The 24,157-nt window shown below is 46.8% G+C and carries 19 protein-coding genes and 1 riboswitch; of the genes, 8 read left to right on the plus strand and 11 right to left on the minus strand.

Going from position 1 to position 24,157, the window contains the following annotated elements; all coding sequences use genetic code 11:
• Positions 1 to 187: 187 nt before the first annotated feature.
• Both pckA and JT717_RS05740 read left to right on the plus strand, forming a co-directional pair.
• Positions 188 to 1,792 carry a phosphoenolpyruvate carboxykinase (ATP) gene (gene pckA / locus JT717_RS05735; protein ID WP_205509244.1) on the plus strand — a complete coding sequence of 535 codons (1,605 nt, stop codon included), beginning with the start codon at positions 188 to 190 and terminating at the stop codon, positions 1,790 to 1,792.
• Positions 1,793 to 2,045: 253 nt separating this feature from the next.
• On the plus strand, positions 2,046 to 2,579 hold the full coding sequence (locus JT717_RS05740) for a DUF922 domain-containing protein (protein ID WP_205509245.1): 534 nt from the start codon (positions 2,046 to 2,048) through the stop codon (positions 2,577 to 2,579).
• A 25-nt stretch (positions 2,580 to 2,604) separates the two neighbouring features.
• On the opposite strand, the gene JT717_RS05745 is transcribed toward JT717_RS05740, so the two are convergent.
• Together JT717_RS05745 and trpS are read right to left on the minus strand one after the other, a co-directional pair.
• Positions 2,605 to 3,240, minus strand: coding sequence for a deoxynucleoside kinase (locus tag JT717_RS05745; RefSeq protein ID WP_205509246.1), 636 nt, complete (start codon positions 3,238 to 3,240; stop codon positions 2,605 to 2,607).
• A 99-nt stretch (positions 3,241 to 3,339) separates the two neighbouring features.
• Complete coding sequence (trpS, locus tag JT717_RS05750; protein ID WP_240347856.1) at positions 3,340 to 4,347, minus strand: tryptophan--tRNA ligase; 1,008 nt, start codon at positions 4,345 to 4,347, stop codon at positions 3,340 to 3,342.
• A gap of 246 nt (positions 4,348 to 4,593) precedes the next feature.
• On the opposite strand from trpS, the gene gatC reads away from it, so the two are divergent.
• From gatC to JT717_RS05765, 3 genes are all read left to right on the plus strand, one after another.
• On the plus strand, positions 4,594 to 4,890 hold the full coding sequence (gene gatC / locus JT717_RS05755; RefSeq protein ID WP_205509247.1) for an Asp-tRNA(Asn)/Glu-tRNA(Gln) amidotransferase subunit GatC: 297 nt from the start codon (positions 4,594 to 4,596) through the stop codon (positions 4,888 to 4,890).
• Between the two features lie 123 nt (positions 4,891 to 5,013).
• Positions 5,014 to 5,715, plus strand: coding sequence for an ABC transporter ATP-binding protein (locus JT717_RS05760; RefSeq protein WP_240347857.1), 702 nt, complete (start codon positions 5,014 to 5,016; stop codon positions 5,713 to 5,715).
• A gap of 231 nt (positions 5,716 to 5,946) precedes the next feature.
• Positions 5,947 to 6,507 (plus strand): cob(I)yrinic acid a,c-diamide adenosyltransferase, encoded by a 561-nt coding sequence (locus JT717_RS05765; protein ID WP_205509248.1) that lies wholly within the window; start codon positions 5,947 to 5,949, stop codon positions 6,505 to 6,507.
• 68 nt (positions 6,508 to 6,575) lie between these two features.
• Here JT717_RS05765 and JT717_RS05770 read toward each other — a convergent pair whose 3' ends face one another.
• A complete protein-coding gene (locus tag JT717_RS05770) occupies positions 6,576 to 7,229 on the minus strand; it encodes an ABC transporter ATP-binding protein (protein ID WP_205509249.1) in 654 nt (217 codons plus the stop codon).
• 247 nt (positions 7,230 to 7,476) lie between these two features.
• Here JT717_RS05770 and JT717_RS05775 point away from each other — a divergent pair, with 247 nt between their 5' ends.
• Positions 7,477 to 7,698 carry a DUF2795 domain-containing protein gene (locus JT717_RS05775; protein ID WP_014221625.1) on the plus strand — a complete coding sequence of 74 codons (222 nt, stop codon included), beginning with the start codon at positions 7,477 to 7,479 and terminating at the stop codon, positions 7,696 to 7,698.
• 264 nt (positions 7,699 to 7,962) lie between these two features.
• On the opposite strand, the gene JT717_RS05780 is transcribed toward JT717_RS05775, so the two are convergent.
• The 5 genes from JT717_RS05780 to JT717_RS05800 form a co-directional block, all read right to left on the minus strand.
• Positions 7,963 to 8,775, minus strand: a complete 813-nt coding sequence (locus JT717_RS05780) for an enoyl-ACP reductase FabI (protein ID WP_205509250.1) — start codon at positions 8,773 to 8,775, stop codon at positions 7,963 to 7,965.
• A 324-nt stretch (positions 8,776 to 9,099) separates the two neighbouring features.
• A complete protein-coding gene (gene recN / locus JT717_RS05785) occupies positions 9,100 to 10,758 on the minus strand; it encodes a DNA repair protein RecN (protein ID WP_205509251.1) in 1,659 nt (552 codons plus the stop codon).
• Positions 10,759 to 10,913: 155 nt separating this feature from the next.
• Positions 10,914 to 12,410, minus strand: a complete 1,497-nt coding sequence (locus tag JT717_RS05790; protein ID WP_205509252.1) for a tetratricopeptide repeat protein — start codon at positions 12,408 to 12,410, stop codon at positions 10,914 to 10,916.
• Positions 12,411 to 12,773: 363 nt separating this feature from the next.
• Positions 12,774 to 13,529: a zinc ribbon domain-containing protein gene (locus JT717_RS05795; RefSeq protein ID WP_205509253.1), complete on the minus strand. Its 756-nt coding sequence runs from the start codon at positions 13,527 to 13,529 to the stop codon at positions 12,774 to 12,776.
• A 122-nt stretch (positions 13,530 to 13,651) separates the two neighbouring features.
• Positions 13,652 to 14,752 (minus strand): Nif3-like dinuclear metal center hexameric protein, encoded by a 1,101-nt coding sequence (locus tag JT717_RS05800; RefSeq protein ID WP_205509254.1) that lies wholly within the window; start codon positions 14,750 to 14,752, stop codon positions 13,652 to 13,654.
• Positions 14,753 to 14,916: 164 nt separating this feature from the next.
• Here JT717_RS05800 and JT717_RS05805 point away from each other — a divergent pair, with 164 nt between their 5' ends.
• Positions 14,917 to 15,492, plus strand: coding sequence for a hypothetical protein (locus tag JT717_RS05805; RefSeq protein WP_205509255.1), 576 nt, complete (start codon positions 14,917 to 14,919; stop codon positions 15,490 to 15,492).
• A gap of 247 nt (positions 15,493 to 15,739) precedes the next feature.
• Here the strand turns inward: JT717_RS05805 and JT717_RS05810 are convergent, their stop codons facing one another.
• The 3 genes from JT717_RS05810 to JT717_RS05820 form a co-directional block, all read right to left on the minus strand.
• The gene (locus JT717_RS05810) at positions 15,740 to 18,229 is read right to left on the minus strand and encodes a hypothetical protein (protein ID WP_205509256.1); all 2,490 of its coding nucleotides are present in this window, start codon (positions 18,227 to 18,229) and stop codon (positions 15,740 to 15,742) included.
• Positions 18,230 to 18,510: 281 nt separating this feature from the next.
• A complete protein-coding gene (locus tag JT717_RS05815; RefSeq protein ID WP_205509257.1) occupies positions 18,511 to 20,880 on the minus strand; it encodes a ribonucleoside-diphosphate reductase subunit alpha in 2,370 nt (789 codons plus the stop codon).
• A 156-nt stretch (positions 20,881 to 21,036) separates the two neighbouring features.
• Entirely contained in the window at positions 21,037 to 22,008 is a 972-nt protein-coding gene (locus JT717_RS05820) for a ribonucleoside-diphosphate reductase small subunit (protein ID WP_205509258.1), read from the minus strand.
• Positions 22,009 to 22,149: 141 nt separating this feature from the next.
• Positions 22,150 to 22,388, minus strand: a riboswitch (cobalamin riboswitch).
• Positions 22,389 to 22,646: 258 nt separating this feature from the next.
• Here JT717_RS05820 and JT717_RS05825 point away from each other — a divergent pair.
• A complete protein-coding gene (locus tag JT717_RS05825; RefSeq protein WP_205509259.1) occupies positions 22,647 to 24,155 on the plus strand; it encodes a carboxypeptidase M32 in 1,509 nt (502 codons plus the stop codon).
• Positions 24,156 to 24,157 lie beyond the last annotated feature (2 nt).

Genomic DNA, 24,157 nt, shown 5'->3' on the forward strand with positions numbered 1-24,157 from the left:
AGGTTTCGCACGTTTTCAGAAAAAGCGTCTCACCGATCAATGCGATCTTATACTAACACATGTTAGCAAAATAATTTACAATAAATTACCCATTGCATTAGATTATATTCAAAAAGGCCCCAAATGGCCGCATTGGACTGAATAAATTTTAATTATACCTTTGAAGTCTCAACAAACGAACGCTTGTATGTCATTATCCACTATTGCCATCCCAACGAAAGGACTTGAGGAGCTGGGGCTTCACTCAACCAACACATTGCATTATCAGCTTAGTGCAGAGGAATTAGTACAGGACACATTACGGTTAAACCAGGGCGAACTGAACAACACCGGCGCCCTGGTAGTGAGAACAGGAGAATTTACCGGCCGTAGTCCGAAAGATAAGTTCATTATTAAAGACGAGATCACTGAAAACACCGTACACTGGAATGAATTTAACATTCCGCTGGAAGAAAAATATTTCCATTGCATTCGCAAAAAGATCCTGGAGCACCTGAACGCCCAACCCGAACTGTGGGTACGCGACGGTTATGCCTGTGCGGAACCCCGTTACCGGTTGAACATCCGCGTCATTAATGACAATCCCTGGAGCAACCTCTTTGCTTATAACATGTTCCTGCGGCCCGAAGAGGAAGAGCTGGACCAATTTACGCCTGAATGGCATATCCTGGCCGCTCCCGGCTTAAAGCTCGACCCAAAAGAATGCGGCGTTCGGCAGCACAATGCGGCGGTCATAAGCTTTAAACACCGCACCATTTTGATCGCCGGCAGTGGATATACTGGCGAGATCAAAAAAGGCATTTTTTCCATTCTCAATTATATATTACCCCATGACCGGGGCGTATTAAGCATGCACTGCTCGGCTAACCAGGGCAGGGAAGGCGATACGGCCCTGTTTTTTGGTTTAAGCGGAACCGGTAAGACCACTTTAAGCGCCGACCCGAACCGTAAACTTATTGGTGATGATGAACATGGCTGGACCGACCAGGGTGTGTTCAATTTTGAAGGTGGTTGTTACGCCAAGTGTATCGATCTGAGCCCGGAAAAAGAACCGGCTATCTACGGTGCCATCCGCGGTGGTGCGCTGGTAGAGAACACTACTTTTTATAATGGTACCAATGAAATTGACTTCGCCAGTAAAAGCATTACCGAAAACACCCGTGTTTCTTACCCATTACACTATATCTGCAATGCGGTAGAGCCAGCCCGGGGCGGTATTCCTGAAAATATTTTCTTTTTAACCTGTGATGCTTATGGCGTGCTGCCCCCGATCTCGCGACTTACCCCGGCACAGGCCATGTACCAGTTCATTTCAGGTTATACTGCGAAGGTAGCTGGAACGGAAGCCGGCGTTACCGAGCCCAAATCAACTTTCAGCGCCTGCTTTGGCGCCCCCTTCTTACCCCTGCACCCCGGCTTTTATGCCAGTATGCTGGGAGAGAAACTGAAAAAACACAAGGCTAAGGTATGGTTGATCAATACCGGCTGGACCGGCGGCTCTTATGGTACCGGCAGCCGAATGAAACTGTCGTACACCCGCGCCATGATCAGTGCTGCCCTCGATGGCGCCCTTGACCAGGTTGAGTTTGAAACCCATCCGGTATTTGGAATGGAAGTTCCAACCAGCTGCCCGGGCGTACCTTCGGTTATACTGAACCCGCGGAATACCTGGGCCGATACAGCTGCTTACGACAAAGCAGCCGAAAACCTGGCTAAACAGTTCATTACCAATTTTGAAAAATATGCGTCGGGAGTGGCGCCTGAAGTGCTGGCCGCGGCGCCAAAAATATAGTCGGCATATTTTCATCTAATATCAACTTTTTTATTGAAATTAGAACGCTTTTTAACTAAAGCATTACGGTCTCAACGATTACTTTGCCATAGAAAGGGTTGTCTCATAGAATGGGACAACCCTTTACATTTTACACCTTCGCTTTATTTTGATCAATTTTTAGGAAATAGATTCCGCCAATTTGATTTAAGTTGCCATTATATTTATACGCTTTTCCCGGGCCTTGGCCCCATAAACCAGCCGGGAACCAACTATGAGCAAAGCCCTTATTTCATTATTACTCGTGTGGATCGCCGTTATACAATCGAACAACCTGATCCCCTGGAACGCTTCAAGAAAGCTTAGCTGGAGCGATTTTAAAGGCGAACCGGATCCGCATTCCTCCAACGCCGCCCTTACCAGCAGCAATATCAATATTGAGTTTGGTTACAACGAAAAGGGGTTTACCTATTCCATCAAATGCAGCTTTGATAAAAACCGCTCGTGGGTACGTATAAAGAACAACGACGTACTGATACACGAACAGGGCCATTTTGATATTGCAGAAATATATGCCCGCAAGCTGAACCAACTCATGAAGGCTTACCGCTTTGATATAAAAACAGCCAGCCAGGATATTAACCAGCTATATGAGAACGCCATGAAACAGCACCGGCAAACCCAGCTGCTGTATGACCAGGAGACCGACTATTCGCGGAACAAACCAAAACAGGAAGAATGGCTGAAAAAGATCACCAGTGATCTGAACAGCCTGCAACCTTTTGCCAACTACCAGCAGGAAAACTAAGGGATGGACAGAAGAAGAAGAATCCTTAGAACAATCCGTATAACTGGGAATCTATCTTGCGGATAATTTCACCAAGGTGTTCATCGTTTTCAGGGAATTTGTTCTTATCAATATCTATTACCAACAAGGGACCTTCTTTGTAACCGTCGATCCATTTATTATAAAAATCATTCAGGCGTTTCAGGTAATCGAGCCGGATATTCTCCTCGTATTCGCGGCCGCGTTTCTGAATTTGTGCAACCAGGGTAGGCACCGATGCTTTGAGGTATATAAGCAGGTCGGGGGGCTGCACCATTGTTTTTAAGGTTTCGAAGAACATGAAATAGTTATCGAAATCCCGTTTGCTCATCAGGCCCATTTCATGCAGGTTGGGCGCGAAGATATAAGCGTCTTCATAAATGGTTCTGTCCTGAACCACGGTTTCGGTACCCCGAAAAATATCATTCAGCTGTCTAAGCCGGCTATTGAGGAAATAGATCTGCAGGTTAAAACTCCACCTGGGCATGTCTTCATAAAAATCGAACAGATAGGGATTGTGGTCTACATCTTCAAACTGGGGTATCCAGCGATAATGTTTGCTGAGCAGCTCAGTGAGCGTAGTTTTGCCCGCGCCGATATTACCCGCTACAGCAATATGCTTCGGTTTCTTAGTTTTTGCCATTATTTAGAGTTCTATCCCGTTTTACCCCGACTGTGTCGGGACAATCAAAAATTTAAGATATTAATTCTTTCCGGTTTTAAACTGCCTGAACGCTGATTTTTAATAATAATTCAGCCCCATGGCCTCACGTACTACTTTCATGGTAGCCTGTGCGCTGCTCCGGGCTTTTTCGGCGCCCTGGATCATTACTTTTTTCAGGTATTCGGTATCCTGCTGAATGGCTTCGGCTTTTTCGCGTATCGGCGCGATGAACCTTACCATGTCTTCGGCCAGTTGTTTTTTCATATCACCATACCTGATGGTACATGCGTTGTAGTCTTCTTCAAACTTCTGAAGGGTATCCGGCGCACTTACCAGTTTCATCAGTAAAAACAGGTTCTCAATGTAATCGGGTTTGGGCGAGTTCGGTGCTGTGGGGCCAGTATCGGTTTTGGCCTTCATTACCTTTTTGCGTATGAGGTCGTCGGGATCGCTGAGGTATAATGTTGCGTATTGGTTTTCGCTTTTGCTCATTTTACCGGCGCCATCGAGGCTCGGCACTTTTATGAGTTCACCACCATAATTGAAGGCGACCGGTTCGGGAAATACTTCGCTGTAACGGTGATGAAAACGCACTACGATATTGCGGGCCATTTCCAGGTGTTGCTCCTGGTCTTTACCCACGGGTACCAGTTTGGCGCGGTGTAATAATATATCAGCCGCCTGTAAAACCGGGTAGGTCAACAGGCCGGCATTTACGTTCTGTGGATGCTGACGCACCTTGTCTTTAAAAGTGGGGGTCTTTTCCAGTTCACCCACCATCGATAAGGTACTCAGGTACAGGTAGAGCTCAGAAGTTTCATAAACATGGCTCTGGCAGTACAGGGCGCTTTTATCGGGATCGAGGCCACAGGCCAGGTGTTCGGCAAGTACCCGGTGAATATTGGTCTTTAGCTGGGATGTATCGGGATGGGTGGTGAGAGAATGCAGATCGGCCAGCATAAAAAAGCAGGGATATTCATCCTGCATACGCACAAAATTGCGCAAGGCCCCAAAATAGTTACCGAGGTGCAAAAACCCGGTGGGGCGGATGCCGCTCATTACGATTTCTTTCTTAACACTTTGCATAAGGAGGGCGAAGATAAGAAATTCAGAATGAGCTGATGTGCTAATGTGCCAATTTGCTAATGCCGCCCTCACTGTCACCGTCATGGGCTCATTTACAACAAGTTACCATCTTTCCAGGTTCTCAGGACTACGTTCCCGGTTTGCATTTTATCCGTGTGCTGCAAATCCGATTGCCGATCATGTATTCATTAGCACATCAGCAAATTAGCATATTAGCATATTGGCATTTGGCCTATTTTTGTTCGTATGGAAGTAAATGATGCATTGGTACAGAACCTGGCCAACCTGGCCCGCCTGCAGTTCAACGATCAGGAAAAAGAAATAATTAAGAATGATCTGCAACGAATGATTCAATTTGTCGACAAACTGAATGAATTGAATACCGAGGGCGTGGAACCGCTGTTACATATGACAGATGCCATCAATGTGTTGCGCGAAGATGAGGTGAAAGGTTCCATTTCCCGGGAAGAAGCGCTTAAAAATGCACCCGACTCAGATGGTACATTCTTCAAAGTGCCCAAGGTTATAAAAAAACAGGACTGATCAGGCAGAGCGGTCGAATGAGTCAAATGAGTCAAAACAGTCAAATGGGTCAAAGGGTAAAATGAGTCAAAAGGCGCTAAATGATTTATGTGACTGATATGACTGATCATCTAAACTTTTTCTATGAATTCAATCATTCATCTGGAAGGTATTCGTAAGAGCTACCATATGGGTAAACAGGAATTACAGGTGCTGAAAGGCATTGACCTGGATATTTATAATAACGAATATGTAGCCCTCATGGGGCCCTCGGGTTCCGGCAAAAGTACCCTGATGAATATTCTCGGCTGCCTCGATTCGCCATCGGCCGGCCGGTATGTACTGAATGGCCAGGACGTAAGTAAAATGCCCGACGATAACCTGGCCGATGTACGTAATAAGGAAATAGGTTTTGTATTCCAGCAATTTAACCTGCTGCCACGACTCACCGCCCTTGAAAATGTAGCTTTACCGCTCGTTTATGCCGGCATTTCGCGCAAACAACGCAATGACATGGCGATGGATGTGATAAAAAAGGTTGGGCTCGAAGAAAGAAGCCATCACAAACCCAATGAGCTATCGGGCGGTCAATGCCAGCGGGTGGCCATTGCCCGGGCCCTGGTCAATAATCCTTCCCTCATTCTGGCCGATGAGCCCACCGGCAACCTCGACACCAAAACTTCCAAAGAGATCATGGAAATCTTCAGCCAGATACAGGCGGCCGGTAATACCGTAGTGCTGGTAACCCATGAAGAAGATATTGCCAATTACGCAAAAAGGATCGTGCGCTTGCGCGACGGCCTGATCGAAAGCGATAAATTGCGCGAAGAACTGGTGATTGCTTAGGTAGTTGCCGGTTACCGGGTACCAGTTACCGGATACCAGTTGCCGGTTACCCCGGGTACCAGTTACCGGTTACAGGTCGCCAATTACCAGCTCACTGGTTGCCCGTTGCCGCGAATAATACCGGCGCCCAAACAAGCCCCCGGCAAGCGGTATCCCGTAACCGGAAGCTGTTTGTCCATTGACCATTTATTAGCAAATCAGCGCATTAGCAAATTAGCACATTGACCAATCATGGCTCAAAAAATATACACTAAAACCGGAGATAAGGGTTCTACCTCATTGATCGGCGGAACAAAAGTTCCCAAATCGCATTTGCGTATTGAAGCGTATGGAACCGTTGATGAACTAAGCTCATGGATCGGCCTCTGCCGTGACCTGCTTACCGATGAAGCCGCCAGATCGCTTTTACAGGAAGTGCAGGACCGCCTCTTTACCATGAATGCTTCGCTGGCCTGCGACCCCATGAAGGAACCCAAAATGCGCATACCCGACTTGCGGGAAGAAGATATCACCTTGCTGGAAAAAGAAATGGACCGCATGAACGAGCTCATTCCGCCCATGAAAAGTTTTATATTACCCGGTGGTCACCCGGTGCTTTCCCAATTGCATATAACCCGCTGCGTTTGCCGCCGGGCCGAACGATGCTGTGTCCGGCTCGATCAGGAAAGCCTGGAAGTAGATGCCGTTATCTTGAAATACCTGAACCGCCTCAGCGATTATTTGTTTGTGCTGGCCCGTTATACCGGCCACCAAATGAATGTGGAAGAGATTGCGTGGAAAGCAAGGATCTGATTAACTAATTTGCTAATGTGCTGATGTGCTAATGGAAAAAATCAGCACATTAGCTAATCAGCACATCATCACATTACGATCTTCCCGTCTTTCATATGCAGGATCCGGTCGCTCATTTGCGCCAGCTCTTCGTTGTGCGTGACTATTAAAAAAGTTTGATTGAATTGTTGCCGCAGGGTAAAGAACAGCTGGTGCAGCTCCCGGGCATTGGCCGAATCGAGGTTTCCCGTTGGTTCATCGGCAAAAATAATGGCCGGTTTATTGATCAGGGCGCGCGCTACAGCTACCCGTTGCTGCTCGCCACCCGATAATGCATTTGGTTTATTATCGATGCGTTCCCCCAATCCCAACATTTGTAAAAGCGATAAAGCATGCTCCTCCACTTCCTTCTTGCGGCGCCCGGCCATCCAGCCGGGAATACAAACATTTTCCAAAGCCGTAAACTCAGGCAACAGATGGTGGAACTGAAACACAAAGCCCACACGTCGATTACGAAAAGCGGCCATTTGCTTCTCGTTCAGGAAATCGATGCGTTGGGTTCCCACCCTTACCTCTCCTTTATCAGGCTTATCGAGTGTGCCCAGGATGTGCAACAACGTACTCTTGCCAGAACCAGACGGACCTACAATAGAGGCAATTTCGCCCTGTTTTATTTCCAGGTCAACCCCTTTCAAAACCCATAACTGGCCATAATATTTTTGAATATTTGTCGCTGTTAACATGTGTCGTGAATTACTAATATAGCCGTCAAGATACTACAAACCATTGGCTTCCCGTTCATAGTGCCCGTTTGGGGAAACTTTTTAAGAAAACCTTCCATTATCTTTCAAAGATAGATTTGGTTTTTTCGTTAGGAAGGTTACTTTTGCGAAAAATTGAGGGGTAAATGGGGACAGGAACTACAGCATTTTCTCCGACCCTGAATTCAGTAACTGTTCATGGATTTAAAACTTTAAACAGGCTAATCACATGTTTTGGACATTAGAACTTGCATCCTATCTCGAAGATGCACCGTGGCCTGCCACTAAAGATGAGCTGATTGACTACGCGATCCGTAGCGGTGCACCCATTGAAGTGGTAGAAAATCTTCAGGAACTGGAAGATGAAGGAGAGATATATGAAGGTATAGAAGACATCTGGCCGGACTATCCAAGCCAGGATGATTTCTTCTTCAATGAAGATGAGTATTAAAAGCCCATGGCTAAAAAATAGTGAAACCGGTCGCATTACAGCGGGCGGTTTTTTTGTTTCCGGTTGCAGGTTACAAGTTACCGAGCAAAAGCTTCATAGACTTATATGAGCTGTCATTAAGCGATCAGCTTTCCGTATCTAAATGCAAAAAGGCGAGGCACGCCGGTCAGGAGTGCCCCACCTTTAAGATAATTTTTTACTTATCACCTCTGTTAACTTTATCAACTTGTCGACGCAGTAACCCCTCATTTTCTCAACCAACCCTTACTTCTCCATCTGCTCAATAACAGCCTGCGTTACGCCGGTGAAAGAGAAACCTCCATCATGGAAGAGATTCTGCATGGTAACCATTTTGGTAAGATCGCTGAATAAGGTAACACAATAATCGGCACACTGATCGGCTGTTGCATTGCCCAGCGGACTCATTTTTTCGGCATAGGAAATAAAACCATCAAAACCTTTAACGCCGCTGCCAGCTGTGGTTTTCGTAGGTGACTGTGATACTGTATTTATGCGCACTTTCTTTTTAACGCCATAGTGGTAACCGAAATTACGGGCTACACCTTCCAGCAATGCTTTCGCATCTGCCATTTCGTTATAATCAGGGAATACGCGTTGCGCAGCAATATAAGTAAGGGCCACTACGCTGCCCCAATCGCTAATGGCATCCAGATCCCAGGCTGTACGCAGCACGCGGTGCAGCGACATAGCCGATATATCGAGGGTCTTTTGATTAAAGCCGTAATCTATTTCTGTATAATGTTTGTTCTTGCGCACGTTCAGGCTCATGCCAATAGAATGCAGAATGAAGTCTACCTGGCCGCCAAAATGCTTCATGGCCTCTTCAAACAATTTCTTCAGATCGTCCATGCTGGTTACATCAGCACCAATTACCGGCGCATTCACCGCTTCCGCCAGTTTGTTGATCTCCCCCATCCGCAAAGCCACCGGTGCATTGGTTAAAACCAGTTGTGCGCCTTCTTCATGACAACGCAAAGCCGTTCTCCAGGCAATTGACTTTTCGTCCAAAGCACCAAATATGATTCCTTTCTTTCCTTTAAGCAGGTTATATGCCATTGAATTTTGTTTTTTAAATTAGAAGGCGCAAAATAACATCATTTTGTCTTCCCGTTAAAAATAACCGGTTACTGCACCTTCCAAATATATTTTAAAAGTATCCAACTTATTATAAATGTATATAAAAATGCCGCCGCCACTATGACAATCAAAAACGCCACAAACCGGTAGATCGATTGCCTGGGTTGTATCAACCGCAACAGATACCTGTTTATAAAATAGGCAGGTATGCCTGCCATGACCAGGTAAAAAACGAAATTCAGATTAAACATATAAACAGAGCGCCGCGGGATTATCGAATTATCACATTATCACATTATCACATTAGTTCATCACCATTTCCCGCGCATTCTCCAATGCAGCGGCAGTGGGCTTTTCGCCACTGAGCATCTTCGCAATGGCCGTAATGCGCTCGTCCTGCGACAGCAACCTGATATTGGTTTTAATAGCGCTGCCCTTGCTTTCTTTATGCACGTAATAATGGGCATCGGCCTTGCCGGCAATTTGCGGCTGGTGGGTAATGCTGAACACCTGCCGTTGGCGGGCCAGGTCTTTCATAATAACACCCACCTGCCGGGCCGCTTCACCCGAAATACCGGTATCAATTTCATCAAAGATGAGTGTGGGCAGGTCGAGCGACTGCGCCACCAGCGATTTAATACATAACATCAGGCGGCTTAATTCACCACCCGAAGCCACTTTACGAATGGGCTCGTAGCGATTGCTTTTATTGGCATCAAATAAGAATTCAATATCGTCGATACCCGTTACCTGCAGGTTCGCTAAAGGCGAAACCGCTACCTGCAGACGGGCATTGGGCATTCCCACCTGGGCCAGTAATTTGTTCACTTTATCCTGCAATGGCTTTACCTGTTTAACGCGGTTAGCCGTTAGCTTCGCCGCCAGGTCGGTAGCCTTTTGTAATAACTGCTGTACCGCTTTTTCCCGGCTTTGTATGGCCTCATCGATATTCAGAACGGCTTGTAATTTTTGTTCAAGATCATCTTTAATGGCCAGCAATTCGTGCGTGGTATGTACGCCATGTTTCTTCAGCAGTTTATAGCCAATGGAAATGCGGTCGTTCAGCTGTTCAATCTTTTGCGGATCATACTGTACCTGGTCGTTTATGCGCTCTACTTCGTCGGCAATATCCTGCAGTTCGATTTGCGCGGATACCAAGCGTTGCACTAAAGCCGGCAAGGCCGTATGATGATCGGTAAAAGCGCTCAATTGATTACTCAGCGTTTTCAATTGTTGCACCAAGGGCGCCTCGCCTTCACTTAATTCATACCCTACTTTGCTCAGTGCTGTTTTGATGCCTTCCGCATTGCTGAGCAGGCGGAGCGCAGCATCAGCGTCTTCGAGCTCATTTTCTTTGAGGCCCGCCTCCTGCAGCTCATCAAATAAGAATTTATTGTAATCATATTCTTTCGTGAACTGATCTTTCTGTTGCAGTAAGGTGGTCAATGCCTGTTGGGCCTGCTGCCACTGCTGATAGGCGGCCTGGTATTGCTGTAATACATCTGCATGACCGGCCAGTGCATCGAGCACCTGGCGCTGAAAATCACTTTCCCCCAATTCCAGCGTATCGAACTGGCGGTGCAGGTCAACCAGCATGGAGCTTAACCGGCGCAATTGTTCCAGGTTCACCGGCGTATCATTTACAAATGCCCGCGATTTACCATTGCTGCCAATCTCGCGGCGAATGACCAGCTCTTCTTCCACATCGAGATCCTGCTCACGTAAAAATGCCTTCACCCCTTTCTTCTCTCCTATGGCAAAAATGCCTTCAACAAAGCATTTCTTATCGCGGCTTTGCAATACCGATGTATCTACGCGGTCACCCAGGATCAATGACAGCGCGCCCATGAGAATGGATTTACCGGCGCCGGTTTCTCCCGTGATGATATTCAGCTTTTGCGAGAATTCGATCTCTATCTCGTCAATAATAGCGTAATTCTGTATGAATAGTTTTTTAAGCACGTTTCAATTTTGAGCGTAACAAATATAATTGGCGGCGGGCATTAATTATAATGCGATTTTCCCCAATCACCAATTGGCAGTTTCCAGTTGGCAGTTGGCAGTTGGCAATAACTGCCAATTGCCCGTTCTTCTCCAAACTGCATTGACACTTCAGGCTATTCATTTTTACACCTTGCAATTCCGGCTTTGGCCCTTTGATCGAGGCTGTTCTTAAAATCATGGTCCTTCATGCTCATACATCTTTCGAACCATTCGATGGCGTTTTGCTTTTCACCCCGCTTTTCGAAGATATACCCGATCTGTAATGCCGCCCGGGCTGCAAAATGCTCCTTACGTTGTTCACCAAGCCCGATGGCCTGCTGGTAAAAGGTGATGGCCACACTGTCATTCTCTACATCATCGTAAAGGCGGCCGGCCCGGTATGCGAATTCCAGTTTTTCTTCCGGCAAGGAAAAACTCGCGGTATTTTTTCCATGTAACAAGGCAAGGGCCTGGCGATAATAACCGCCATCGTTCAATAAACGGGCCTGCAATAATATCTTGTTAGGCCATACACTGGTATTGGCTTCTTTTTGCGCCTGCTTATCTGCCTCCGTATCGGTACTGCCACTGTTAAGTATTTTCTGCCGGAAGGCCTTGGCTTTGGCCATATCGCCCTGCAGGTAGTAATGCCAGCTTAACTTTTGTAAAACATCTTTTACATAGAAGCGGCCTTTGAAGGTGGCTATAAATCGTTCCAGGTATAAAGCAGCGGCCGGATCAAGGTGATGCACCTTCGCATAACCCATTTCCATATCCCATAGGGGCATAACCAAATAGGCCGGAGCGGGATTTTTGTTCAAAATGATCTGTTCGGCGATCTCTGCCTGCTGATTACTTAGGTGCAGATTGACTGCCAGGTAAGTAAACAAATGGTGGTTCACCAGGTCGAGCTGCTGCTGTTCTATAAACTTAAATACACCTACGCGGTCGTTCTCGATATAGAACTTCAGGTAACAATAATAGAATATCGCTTCCTCGCGGAACAGCAAGGCCCACTCGTCTTTCGCCTGTAAAAAGTTATTGATGCGGGCCATGCCTTTTTTGATACTGCCATTGATACCCATTAAACTGCTCAACCACTTATAACCCTCAGGAATAGTGCCCGCCGCTACCTGCATAGCGCCAGCATATAATGCATTCGGGGTAAAATGAGGGAAGGACCTCATATTAGTTTTCACCTGCAGGAAAGAACGGCGGAACTCCCAGCCTGCATCCCAGTTATTGCCAAATTTTATTCGCACGGCGGCCCATTGAAAATGGATTACGGAGCGGGTGAATAACAGGAAAGGCGAACTTTCCGGTCCCTCATTCAACAGCTTGAGCCTTGCTTCCCTGTTGGGCAGACGCTTTTTATATTCTTCCGGGTCTTCATTGAAGAAGAGTGTAAAGAAATCAATATAATTTTCGAGGAAATAAGGAATGAGGTTATTGGGGTGCTGTGCTTTTTCGGCATTCAGCAATTGTTGCCCGCTGCCCAATTTCAACTGGATGATCTCATGATAAGCCTGGCGGCAGCGCTCGTTAAAATCAAATACTTTCTGTGCCCTGGCAGGCACATACGATAAAACCAATAATAAGACCGCCAACGAGGTTGGCCTCAGCCGATTCATGGCGCAATATAAGCAGTTAAAGGCAGAAGGCATAGCTAAAGGCAACCAGGCAAAAGGCAATTGGCAATACCCCAAAAGGCAATAGGCAATAAACACAAAAGGCAAAAGGGCAATAGGCAATACCCACAATTGGCAATAGGCAATAACCGCAATTGGCAAAAAGCAATACCCCAACAAGCCGGCAAGGCCACCTAGGCAAAAGGCAAAAGCAACAGCCTGCAGCAACTGCGGGACAAAGAAGGCTTAGCCCTGCGCGCAGGCACAGCCTCGCCCATTGCAGGCGTAGCAGCGTGCGCGGCACAATCATAAAAACAAAAGCCTCCCGGATTGAACCAGGAGGCTGCTCAGTATTTTGATGATATTTTACTTTACATCTACGCTATCGAACAGGTCGCGGTCAACCAGGATGCGGCCGCAGTTCTCGCATACGATGATCTTTTTACGCTGGCGGATCTCGCTCTGGCGTTGCGGAGGAATAGCGTTAAAGCAACCACCGCAGGCATCGCGCTCAACCGGTACTACACCCAGGCCGTTCCGGTAGTTCTTACGGATGCGATCGTATGATAACAACAGGCGCTCTTCTACTTTCTCGCGGGCTTCTGAAGCCTGTTTATTAAAGTGCTTTTCTTCTTTCTCGGTGGTAGCAATGATCTTTTCCAGCTCCCCTTTTTTAGTGCTTAATACACCTTCTTTGGTAGCGATGTTCTTTTTGGCTTTATCCAGCACTACCACTTTCTCGGCTATCTCTTCATTGGCATCGCGAATATGTTTTTCAGCCAGCTTGATCTCCAGCTGCTGCATTTCAATTTCTTTATTGATGGCCTCGAACTCGCGGCTGTTCTTTACATTCTCACTTTGCTTTTCATATTTCTTGATCAGGGCTTCAGCTTCCTTGATCGCGTTCTTCTTCTGGTTGATAAACTCCTGTATGCCGTTGATCTCTTCTTCGATCCGAACCTGGCGGGCATGTAAACCCTGAATCTCATCTTCCAGGTCGCTCACTTCCATCGGCAACTCCCCTTTCAGGATCTGGATCTCGTCGATCTTCGATTCAACCTTCTGCAATGCAACGAGTGAGCTTAATTTTTCTTCTACAGAGTAATCTTTAACGTTAGCCATAAAGAATTTATAGTTTGTTGTTTTAACCCGCCCCTCACCTGTTTGGATGGGCTGAAGTTTGTCCCCGGCTTTCCATCTCCGATGCCACTTATCTTGCGACGCTCCCTTCAGCGATCAGTTCTCTAATCAACAAAATAATGCACAGGATTGGTTTTTAAAGCCGTTTTAAGGACGGCAAAGGTAGGAAATTTTTCCTGCAAAATCCCAGCGAGTAAATCTATGGTAAATTGCTCACTTTCGAAATGCCCGATATCAGCAATTATAAGCCGGCCATTGGCATCGAAAAATTCATGGTATTTCATATCGCCGGTGATATAGACATCGGCTCCTGCGGCTAATGCTTTGGAAACCAGGAAACTACCTGCTCCCCCGCATAATGCTATCTTTTTTACCGGGCGTCCGCGCAGGGCGGTGTGCCTGATCAGCGGCAGGCCAAAAGCCTGTTTTACCTGTTTCAAAAAAGCCATTTCCGGCAGGGCTTCCGGTAATTCGCCGATCAGGCCTGACCCGATGCCGGCATGCGTATTGGCCAGGTTTACAATATCATAGGCCACTTCCTCGTAGGGATGCGCTGTTCGCAAAGCCCTGACCAGGGCTGTTTGCAGGTAAGCAGGGAATATAACCTCTATCTTCTCTTCCTGCTCATAATGCCGCTCGCCCGGCTGGCCAACAAATGGATTGGTGCCTTCGCCGCCTTTAAAAGTTCCGGTGCCAGTTACTCCGAAACTGCACTCATTATAATTTCCGATATGTCCGGCTCCTGCTTCAAACAGGGCCGAGCGTACATCTTCCAGCTGGGCAGGCGGCACAAAAGTGTACAGTTTTTTGAGCGTCGCTTCCCTGGGCGCCAGGATCTTCCGGTAAACCAGGCCGAGTTTATCGGCCATCATCCCGTTTACGCCGGATATTACATTATCGAGATTGGTATGAATAGCATAGATCGCTATATCATTTTTTATAGCTGTTATAATGGTTTTTTCCACATAGTTTTTCCCGGTTATCTTTTTCAGGCCTCCGAAAATGATGGGGTGATGTGCCACTACGAGGTTACAACCGCGTTGAACGGCTTCCAGGATCACTTCCTCGGTTGCATCAAGCGTGCACAGGGCGCCCGAGCAGGTCCAGCCGGCATCACCCGTGAGCAGACCGGCATTATCATAACTTTCCTGTAAGGAAGGCGGTGCTATCGATTCGAGCAAGGCAATGATATCTGCAATTTTCATCTCAAATGATTGTAGCCAAAGATAGTCGATCACAATGTCAATTAGGTGCTCATCTAAAACCCGGATCTCTGTTAATAAAAGATTTTCCTGACATCAAGGCATGTTAATTGCAAGGGATTTGGTACTTTAAATGAACTATTGACACTAACCTATAACCTAACTATATGCGGGGAACATGGATAATTTTATTGATCATGGTCATTGCCGGTATCGGCATGTATTTTTGGTTCAATCGCAAACCCAAAACGGCCAATCACGATACCATCGTATTCAAGAACACCCCTGATTCCATTATTAAAAAGCTGAAAATATACATGGCTGATGATCCCAAAGAAGTGATGTATATCGACAGTGTATGGATGCACGCTGATTCAACTCCATTAAAAGAGGTATTGAATGGTGTTGAGCAGGACACCATGAGCAAGCAATATTCCAAGGCCACCCTGTTCATTACCTACGGTAACCATTCTTTTTATGACCTGGAGCTAACAAAGCCCAATCCTAAAATAGCTTATAACATTAGTTTCGAGATTGAACCCATGACAGATAGTGATACGCTGATCATCGACGGGCTCATTACGCCTCAGGAAGGCGATGCCATCCATTTTGCCAGTCCGATGATGGATATGTACTCCAAATTTGTGATTACCTATAATCATAAGCTTCCGCAGGAGCCGGTCGATTCAACGGCCATTCGCGGGCATGATCCCAATAAGACGATAACTATTTTAAAGAATTAACCAGTTGCCAGCAGCCAGTTACCGGTTACCGGTTGCCAGTTACCAGTTACCGGTTGCCAGTTGCCGGTTGCCCGTTGAGCTGCCAGCTGCCAGCTGCCAGTTACCGGTTACCTGTTACCGGTTGCCCAGCTCCCAACTTGCCCATTGCCAACTGTGAACTGCTAACTGCGAACTGCGAACTGTGAACTGTGAACAAAAAAGCCCCCGTTAAAAACGAGGGCCATTATTCCGTTGCTCAGCATCCCTATTACTCGATGAGCTTCTCCACCCTGGTCAGCTGACCGTCTTCATTCATCCCCTCAAGAATGATCCGCAGGCGTTTCGACACATCATTATTATAGAAATGCAGGGTTATTTTATGATTGTTCTTGTCGGTAAGAATATAGGGCGCCCAGTATAAGGTAGAACGAATATCAGGCAGATCGGCATTGGTCACTTCCTTACTGTAATCGGGCGAATAGAACTCTTTCGGCGTTGCATAACCCGTTAAGCGGGTCTTATCAAGACCTGCTATATTGGAATTGGAAGAAGTAACATCGCCGCCTTTTTTGGTGTAAATGGCAATCGCCCCGCCTGAACCACCGCCCACAGCGCCAAAGAAGGGCGGCCGGAAGGCTTTTACATAAGCGATATCGGCAACTGGAATGTTCTCTATCGCCGACACATCCACCGGCATTTCATTCAGGTATAATGCAGGTCTTGCGCCACGCCATTGCAACTGCGTTCCACCACCGCCGGTAGTGATCTGCAAACCGGCCACCCTGCCCTGCAGGTACGTAAAGATGTTCATAGCGCCCATGGCCGACATATCTTCGGTGAGATCAAAGGTAGTAGCATCGCCGCCCGAGAACAAGCCACTGGTATAGCGTTCATCCATTTGCTGTTGTTTGGTCTTTGTCTTTGCCTTTACCGTTACCGTCTCCAGCACCCTTACCTTTTTCTCCAGTTCCGGCCTTAGGCGGTCTGCTTCTGATGCAAAGAATTTTCCCCGGTTCAACAGGCTTGTATCCAGGGGCATGGGCACACGCCAGGCAGAATCGGGTTTGATGGCGGCAGCGCTTTTCAGCGTACCATTGCTGAAATTAACAATGGCCTTACTAGCCAGGTGTTTACTGTTATTGAACTGGTAGAACACACTTACCGTATCAAAGAATACCAATCCATCCTGTTTAAACTTACCGCTTGAATCCATCGATAAAAAGAACAACTGGCGGGAAGAATCCTTTGCCTGCAGGAAAACGTTGATCTGGGTGTTCTTAGGCACCTGGCTTGGCAATACCCCCGTTAAGGTAGCATTCAGTGATAGATAATTCTCCTGGGGAAATTTGATCGTTGGCAGTTTGCCAGCCGCCAACTCATCCCATTTAAACCGGCGCCAGCCATTGGTAAGCATTACCAGGTCGAGGTGCGAACGCACCGTATCATCATTCCCCGTGAAATAATAATAAGGATTATGAATATAACCGCGCAGGTCGCCGCTCAACAGCAAATGCGACACAATGTTATCGGCATCGGGGTCGGCTTTGCTTAATGCTGCATCGGTTATGGAAATACTCAGGTTCGATTTTAGCGTATCCGGCACATCTATTACGAGCGTGTTCTTGCCCCGCCTTTCGGTATTCTTAACTACAGGTACTACCCGCGTGGTAAAGAAATAATCTTCCTTATTTACAAATGCAATACGTTCCGCCATGGGTTTCCAGTTGGCATCGAACAAGGTCAATTGCAACATACCGGTGGGAATACCCTCGAGCGGAATGGAGCCGCTGACCATGAAATTCTGCTGCAAATTCAAGCGCGCCTTATATACCACCTGTGAATTGAAATAACCGAGCAGGTACAAGGTCTTTAAGTTATCAGGGGCATCCTGCGGTCGTTTTATAATGAACGCCTCGCGGTTACCCGTAGGGGCACATTGCAGTACTACCCCCATGGGTTTCGCTTCCGGTAAGGGTGTTTTATGGGATTGCTTCTTTTCATCTGTCCACTCCGCATAATATGTTTTTCCGGCCTGGGGCTCAATGGTAAAACGACCCATGCCATCATGCACGGTTCCAAAACTGGCCACGGTTGCCCCTGATGCATCTTTAACAGAACCCTGTGCCGATACCGGCAATCCATAGGCATCGGTTACTTTAACGGCAACGACCGATTCAATGCCTGTGATCAGATCACCACCTTCAGGGAAGAAACGTAATGTAACGGCTGCCGGAAGACTGCTGGCGCCGCCGGCAGCAGCAGTTTGCTTAGCGGCCGTTTGTTTAACCGTGCTTGTACCGGTTGCGCCAGCTGGGGGGCTGGCCGTTGTTTTATTCAATATGCGGATGGTTTTGCTGAACAAAAAGCTGGTATCAAAATTCAGCATCCAGGTAGTGTAAGCCCTGAAAACGATCGTCGGCGGTAAATTGGCCGGCAGGTCAAAATGCCCTGCAGAGGTTCCTTCATAAATGGGTAATACCTTCTGCTGTAAAACCTTGCCTGACTGATCAACCAGCTCGGCATAAAAATTCCTGCTGATCGGGGATGGCATGATGCCGGCAAATAAATAGGACTTGAACCAAATGGTTTCGCCGGTATTATAAGCAGGTTTATCAAAGTGAACATATATCTTTTCCTGCGGATATCTTTCTCCATACAGGTTCACCATGGAATCGATCTGTTGTGCATAGCCGGCCCCTGCACCGGTGATCAATAAGACCAAAGCAATCAGGGATCTATAAATTCGGTTGCAATTCATGGGGCAATTTAACTTTTAACAAATTAATGGCTTTCATAGCTTAAAATTGGTAAAAATTTGTCTATGAATTGTTAAAGAAACCTACATATTAACATTTAAACCCATCCCAAACAGCTTTTCGATAATGATTAATGCTTTAAGCTTAAAAACCATGAGTTGCAGGTTACAGGCTTCCCGGTTACTTTCAAAGAGCAATCATCATCTGCAATCAAGCAGTGCAAAGCAAAGGGACTAACCTTTTTTGGCCAGTCCCTTTCAGATATAGTAGGTTAGCGTGAAGACTATGAGCTGCAGGTAACACAACCTTCTTCCATGGTGCACACCTGGCCGGTTATTATTTCGTCATTGCTTTCGCCTGATTTTGGCACTACTGGCTCCATCTGGCGGCTGCCCTGTTTTTCAACAGTGAACTGAACTGCCTGGGCCGCTGCCTGGGTACGCAGATAATACATACCCGTTTTTAAACCCACTTTCCAGGCATAAAAGTGCATCGAGGTGAGTTTGGCCACCGTTGGATTATCAACAAAGAGGTTAAGCGATTGCGACTGGCAAATAAAGGCGCCGCGATCAGCCGCCATATCGATCAAATGACGCTGTTTGATCTCCCATACGGTTTTGTACAAAGCCTTGATCTCGGCCGGGATCTCACTGATCTGCTGAATGGAACCATTTGCTGCAATGATCTTATTCTTCATGGTATCGTTCCATAAGCCCAGTTGTACCAGGTCTTTCAGCAGGTGTTTGTTTACGATGATGAACTCGCCGCTTAATACCCGGCGTACGTAAATGTTGGAAGTATAGGGTTCGAAACATTCGTTGTTGCCCAGGATCTGGGAAGTAGAAGCCGTGGGCATGGGTGCTACCAGCAAGGAGTTGCGAACACCATGTTTCATTACTTCTGCCCGCAATGTATCCCAGTCATGACGGTTCGAAGGCTGTACATTCCACAGATCGAACTGGAACAGTCCTTTCGATAAAGGAGAGCCGGCGAAGGTCTCATAGGGTCCCTGTTCGATGGCCATATCTTTGCTGGCTGTCATGGCGGCAAAATAAATGGTCTCAAAGATGTTCTTGTTCAACACCTTTGCCAGTTCGCTTTCAAAAGGCAAACGCAGGAGGATGAACACGTCGGCCAGACCTTGTACGCCTAAACCAATCGGGCGGTGACGCAGGTTCGAACGTTTTGCTTCCTCGATCGGATAATAGTTATTATCGATAATGCGGTTGAGGTTACGGGTTACCTGGTAGGTTACTTCGTATAATTTATCGAAATCGAATTTTCCCTCATTCACAAAGCGGGGCAATGCCAGCGATGCCAGGTTACAAACAGCTACTTCATCGGCGCTGGTATATTCCAGGATCTCTGTACACAGGTTGCTGCTCTTGATCGTTCCCAGGTTCTGCTGGTTGCTCTTCCGGTTGGCGGCATCTTTATACAGCATATAAGGAGTGCCGGTTTCGATCTGTGCTTCCAGGATGGCAAACCACAGGTCCTGGGCTTTGATCACTTTGCGGGCGCGGCCTTCCTGCTCATAGCGTTGGTACAAAGCCTCAAATTCATCGCCGAAAGTATCACTCAGTCCGGGCGCTTCATTCGGACAAAACAGGCTCCAGTCGCCGTTCTGCTCAACGCGTTTCATGAACAGGTCGCTGATCCATAAGGCATAGAACAGGTCACGGGCGCGCAGTTCTTCCTTGCCATGATTCTTACGCAGGTCAAGGAAACTTTCGATATCGGCATGCCAGGGTTCCAGGTAAATAGCAAATGCGCCTTTGCGTTTGCCACCGCCCTGGTCAACATAACGCGCTGTATCGTTGAATACCCGCAGCATGGGAATGATCCCATTGCTGGTGCCATTGGTGCCGCCGATATAGCTACCGGTTGCCCGCACATTATGGATTGACAAGCCTATGCCGCCGGCGCTTTGTGAGATCTTGGCAGTTTGCTTCAGCGTGTCGTAAATGCCATCGATGCTGTCGTCTTTCATGGTAAGCAAAAAGCAGGATGACATTTGCGGCTTGGGCGTACCTGCATTGAATAAAGTTGGCGTAGCATGGGTGAACCAACGCTCGCTCATTAAGTTATAGGTCTTAATGGCGCTTTCAATATCTTCTTTATGAATACCTATCGACACGCGCATATACATATGCTGCGGGCGTTCTGCTATAACACCGTCGATGCGCAGCAGGTATGATTTCTCCAGGGTTTTAAAGCCGAAGTAGTCGAACCCGAAATCGCGGTCATAAATGATCGAGCTATCGAGCAGCTCTGCATTGGCTTCAATGATCTCCATTATGTCATCGGCCAGCAGGGGCATTTTACGGCCGGTAGCCGAATCGGTATACTGATGCAGTTTGCGCATGGTGGCAGAGAAAGATTTCTCTGTGTTCTTATGCAGGTTGCTTACGGCAATACGGGATGCCAGCAGGGCATAGTCGGGGTGTTTGGTAGTTAATGAGGCAGCCGTTTCTGCAGCCAGGTTATCCAGCTCGGTAGTGGTAACCCCATCATAAATGCCTTCAATAACTTTTTTTGTTACCTCAATCACATCCACCAGCGGGCTCAATCCATACGACAGCTTCTGAATGCGCGCGGTGATCTTATCAAACTTTACTGTTTCTTTTTTCCCATTCCTTTTAATTACGTTCATGCTAATGGAGTTTTATTGTGCTATCAAATTGATTTCTGATTTCGAGATTTCTGATTTCGAGATTTTGAGATTTTGAGATGGCTAAATTTTAGAGACTAAGAAAAGATCTCGAAATTCCGAATCCCTAAATCCCCAGATCCCGAAATCCCAAAATCCCTAAAAGTCTTCGTCCAGGGAGAACTGTTGCGAATCTTTATTCGCCATTACACCGGCTTTACGGTAATCCCCTACCCGCTTTTCGAAGAAATTGGTTTTCCCCTGCAGCGAGATCATCTCCATAAAGTCGAAGGGATTGGCGGCGTTGAACATTTTGGGATAACCCAGTTCACTCAGCCATCTGTCGGCAACGAATTCAATATACTGTTGCATCAGGCGGGCGTTCATGCCTATCAGGTCAACCGGTAATGCTTCCGTGATAAATTCTTTTTCAATACGTACGGCATCGCCAATGATGCTGTACACCTGTTCCTGCGATAACTTATTATTCAGCATACTGTACAGCAGGCAGGCGAATTCACAATGCAAACCTTCATCACGGCTGATCAGTTCATTACTGAATGTAAGGCCCGGCATCAATCCTCTTTTCTTTAACCAGAAGATAGAACAGAAACTTCCGCTGAAGAAGATCCCTTCCACTGCTGCAAAAGCTACTAAACGTTCGGCGAAGTTCCCTTGTTCGATCCAACGCAGGGCCCATTCGGCTTTTTTCTTTACAGCGGGCACCGTATCTATTGCGTGGAACAAGCGGTCTTTTTCGTTGGGATCTTTTACGTAGGTATCTATCAGTAATGCATAGGTCTCTGAGTGAATATTCTCCATCATGATCTGAAAACCATAAAAGCAACGGGCTTCGGGCAACTGAACTTCGCTCATGAAATTCACCGCCAGGTTCTCGTTCACGATACCATCACTTGCTGCAAAAAACGCCAGTACGTGCGAAATAAAATGACGCTCGCCATCATTGAGGGCCGCCCAGTCTTTCAGATCACCACTGAGATCGATCTCTTCTGCGGTCCAGAAACTGGCCTCATGCTTTTTATACATTTCCCAGATCGCGGGATATTTAATTGGAAGAATAACAAAACGGTCCTTGTTTTCCTGTAACAACACTTCATTTTCGTACTGCATGTAAAATAGTTAGTAAGTTTAAATAATGCGGCACGACAGCAGATAGCAACCCCAGCGATCCCGGCATTCGCCGGGACCCCAATAACTTAGCTTGTGATAGCTGAAGCTTATATCATTTGCCTGTACCTTATCGGGAAAGTTCCAAACATATCTGTAACGGCAGGTCTCCTGGCTTGTTGATTTGCTGAGTACCTTCCCACCGATGCGGCTTTCACCGGTCATCAGCAGTGGTTTTTGTAGGATCAGCTTGGTGACCTAATAACTCTCCATTCACCCAACTTACAGTTGCCCGTCAGCCCGTGATTTTCACACGGTTCCCTTTTAAGCTGCCTGATCTTGTATGATGTTTTTCAGTCAGCACCGTAACAATTATCAGTAAGAACCTGTACGAAAGTAATATGCGGGCGATAGAATCAATAAAACAGTTTTTCACAGGTGTTAATAGATTTATGTTCAGGATTAAATGTATTTGAAAATCAATATACAACAGGCAATAAGCAATAGACAAAAGTTCGCGGATTATAGGAAAGCCTGAAAATTGGCAATCATTGCCAATTGCATATTGTCCATTGTTTATTGTCTATTGCCAATTGTTTTACCGATTTTCGCAACCTGAATTACTATTAAACTTTTGGGGTATGACAAACACGGCGAATAAAGGTTTATACGAAGAATATATAAAGAGCATGCAAACAATTGCCGACCTGCGCTACGCAGCTGCGGTATTGCAATGGGACCAGGAAACATATCTTCCGCCCAAAGGCGCCCCTGTGCGTGGTCAGCAGATCGCCACCCTTTCTGAAATAGCCCATAAATATTTTACCGACGAAAAACTGGGTGCGCAGTTACAGCAGTTACTGGCAGGCGATCAATTATCACCAGAGCAAAAAAGAAATGTAGAACTTACCTGGCAGGATTATTCCAAACAGAAGAAATTCACTTCTTCTTTTGTTCGCACCATGGCCGAAGCGGTGAATAAAAGTTTCCATAGCTGGATGGAAGCCCGGAAAGCCAATGATTTTTCGCTTTTCGCCAATGACCTGGGCCGGCTGATAGAATTGAAGAAACAGGAAGCCGATCTGCTGGGTTATGAAAAGCACCCGTATAACGCATTGTTGGACGATCACGACAAAGGCGCCACTGTTCAGTTACTCGATGGCGTATTTGCCGCCATTCAGCAACCGCTGAAAGATCTGTTGGGAAAAATTGCTGCCCAGCCTGCTGTTGATGACAGCTTCCTGCGCCAGCATTTTGATAAAGACAAACAATGGCAGTTTGGCCTGCAGGTAGTAAAAGAACTGGGCTATGATATGGAAGCCGGCCGCCAGGATATTTCTGAACATCCTTTCACTACCAATTTCAACAGCCAGGATGTACGCATTACCACGCGCATCGATGAAAATGATCTCAGCAATATGGTCTGGAGCTGTATTCATGAAGCGGGCCACGCGTTGTATGAGCAGGGATTACCGCTGAACGCCTATGGTCTACCGCTGGGTGAACCTGCTTCTTATACTATCCATGAATCGCAAAGCCGTTTGTGGGAAAACCACGTAGGCCGCAGCCGCGCATTCTGTGAACGCTGGTTGCCGGTATTACAGCAGTATTTTCCGCAACAGTTGGGCAAGGTTTCTGTGGAACAGTTCTATAAAGGTATTAATAAGGTACAGCCTTCGCTCATCCGTACCGAAGCGGATGAGCTTACCTACCATTTTCATATCATGATCAGGTATGAGCTGGAAAAACTGCTCATCGAAGGCGCCATGGGCGTAAAAGAGATCCCCGCTTACTGGAATGACCAATACCGGCAATGGATGGGAGTTGAGGTGCCCGGCGACAAAATGGGCTGCCTGCAGGACGTGCACTGGAGCCATGGAAGTTTTGGCTATTTCCCTACGTACAGCCTCGGCAGCTTCTATGCAGCTCAATTCTATGCTTGTGCTAATCAGTCAATTACAGATCTGAATGAGCAAATAAAAGCAGGCAATAATGCACCATTGCTGCAATGGCTAAGGGAGGCGGTACACGTAAAAGGGCGGCGCTTCACCAGCGAGGAATTGTGCAAAGATATATGCGGAGAAACCCTAAATATTAAATATTTTACAGGGTATTTACTTGACAAATACAAAGATATTTGCAAATTTTAATA

The sequence above is a fragment of the Longitalea arenae genome, assembly GCF_016924755.1.
GTDB classification, from domain to species: Bacteria; Bacteroidota; Bacteroidia; order Chitinophagales; family Chitinophagaceae; genus Niastella; species Niastella arenae.

Coding starts and splice junctions, on each gene's coding strand:
- pckA (WP_205509244.1), top strand. CDS start 188: ATGTCATTATCCACTATTGCCATCCCAACGAAAGGACTTGAGGAGCTG.
- JT717_RS05740 (WP_205509245.1), top strand. CDS start 2,046: ATGAGCAAAGCCCTTATTTCATTATTACTCGTGTGGATCGCCGTTATA.
- JT717_RS05745 (WP_205509246.1), bottom strand. CDS start 3,240: ATGGCAAAAACTAAGAAACCGAAGCATATTGCTGTAGCGGGTAATATC.
- trpS (WP_240347856.1), bottom strand. CDS start 4,347: ATGCAAAGTGTTAAGAAAGAAATCGTAATGAGCGGCATCCGCCCCACC.
- gatC (WP_205509247.1), top strand. CDS start 4,594: ATGGAAGTAAATGATGCATTGGTACAGAACCTGGCCAACCTGGCCCGC.
- JT717_RS05760 (WP_240347857.1), top strand. CDS start 5,014: ATGAATTCAATCATTCATCTGGAAGGTATTCGTAAGAGCTACCATATG.
- JT717_RS05765 (WP_205509248.1), top strand. CDS start 5,947: ATGGCTCAAAAAATATACACTAAAACCGGAGATAAGGGTTCTACCTCA.
- JT717_RS05770 (WP_205509249.1), bottom strand. CDS start 7,229: ATGTTAACAGCGACAAATATTCAAAAATATTATGGCCAGTTATGGGTT.
- JT717_RS05775 (WP_014221625.1), top strand. CDS start 7,477: ATGTTTTGGACATTAGAACTTGCATCCTATCTCGAAGATGCACCGTGG.
- JT717_RS05780 (WP_205509250.1), bottom strand. CDS start 8,775: ATGGCATATAACCTGCTTAAAGGAAAGAAAGGAATCATATTTGGTGCT.
- JT717_RS05790 (WP_205509252.1), bottom strand. CDS start 12,410: ATGAATCGGCTGAGGCCAACCTCGTTGGCGGTCTTATTATTGGTTTTA.
- JT717_RS05795 (WP_205509253.1), bottom strand. CDS start 13,529: ATGGCTAACGTTAAAGATTACTCTGTAGAAGAAAAATTAAGCTCACTC.
- JT717_RS05800 (WP_205509254.1), bottom strand. CDS start 14,752: ATGAAAATTGCAGATATCATTGCCTTGCTCGAATCGATAGCACCGCCT.
- JT717_RS05805 (WP_205509255.1), top strand. CDS start 14,917: ATGCGGGGAACATGGATAATTTTATTGATCATGGTCATTGCCGGTATC.
- JT717_RS05810 (WP_205509256.1), bottom strand. CDS start 18,229: ATGAATTGCAACCGAATTTATAGATCCCTGATTGCTTTGGTCTTATTG.
- JT717_RS05815 (WP_205509257.1), bottom strand. CDS start 20,880: ATGAACGTAATTAAAAGGAATGGGAAAAAAGAAACAGTAAAGTTTGAT.
- JT717_RS05820 (WP_205509258.1), bottom strand. CDS start 22,008: ATGCAGTACGAAAATGAAGTGTTGTTACAGGAAAACAAGGACCGTTTT.
- JT717_RS05825 (WP_205509259.1), top strand. CDS start 22,647: ATGACAAACACGGCGAATAAAGGTTTATACGAAGAATATATAAAGAGC.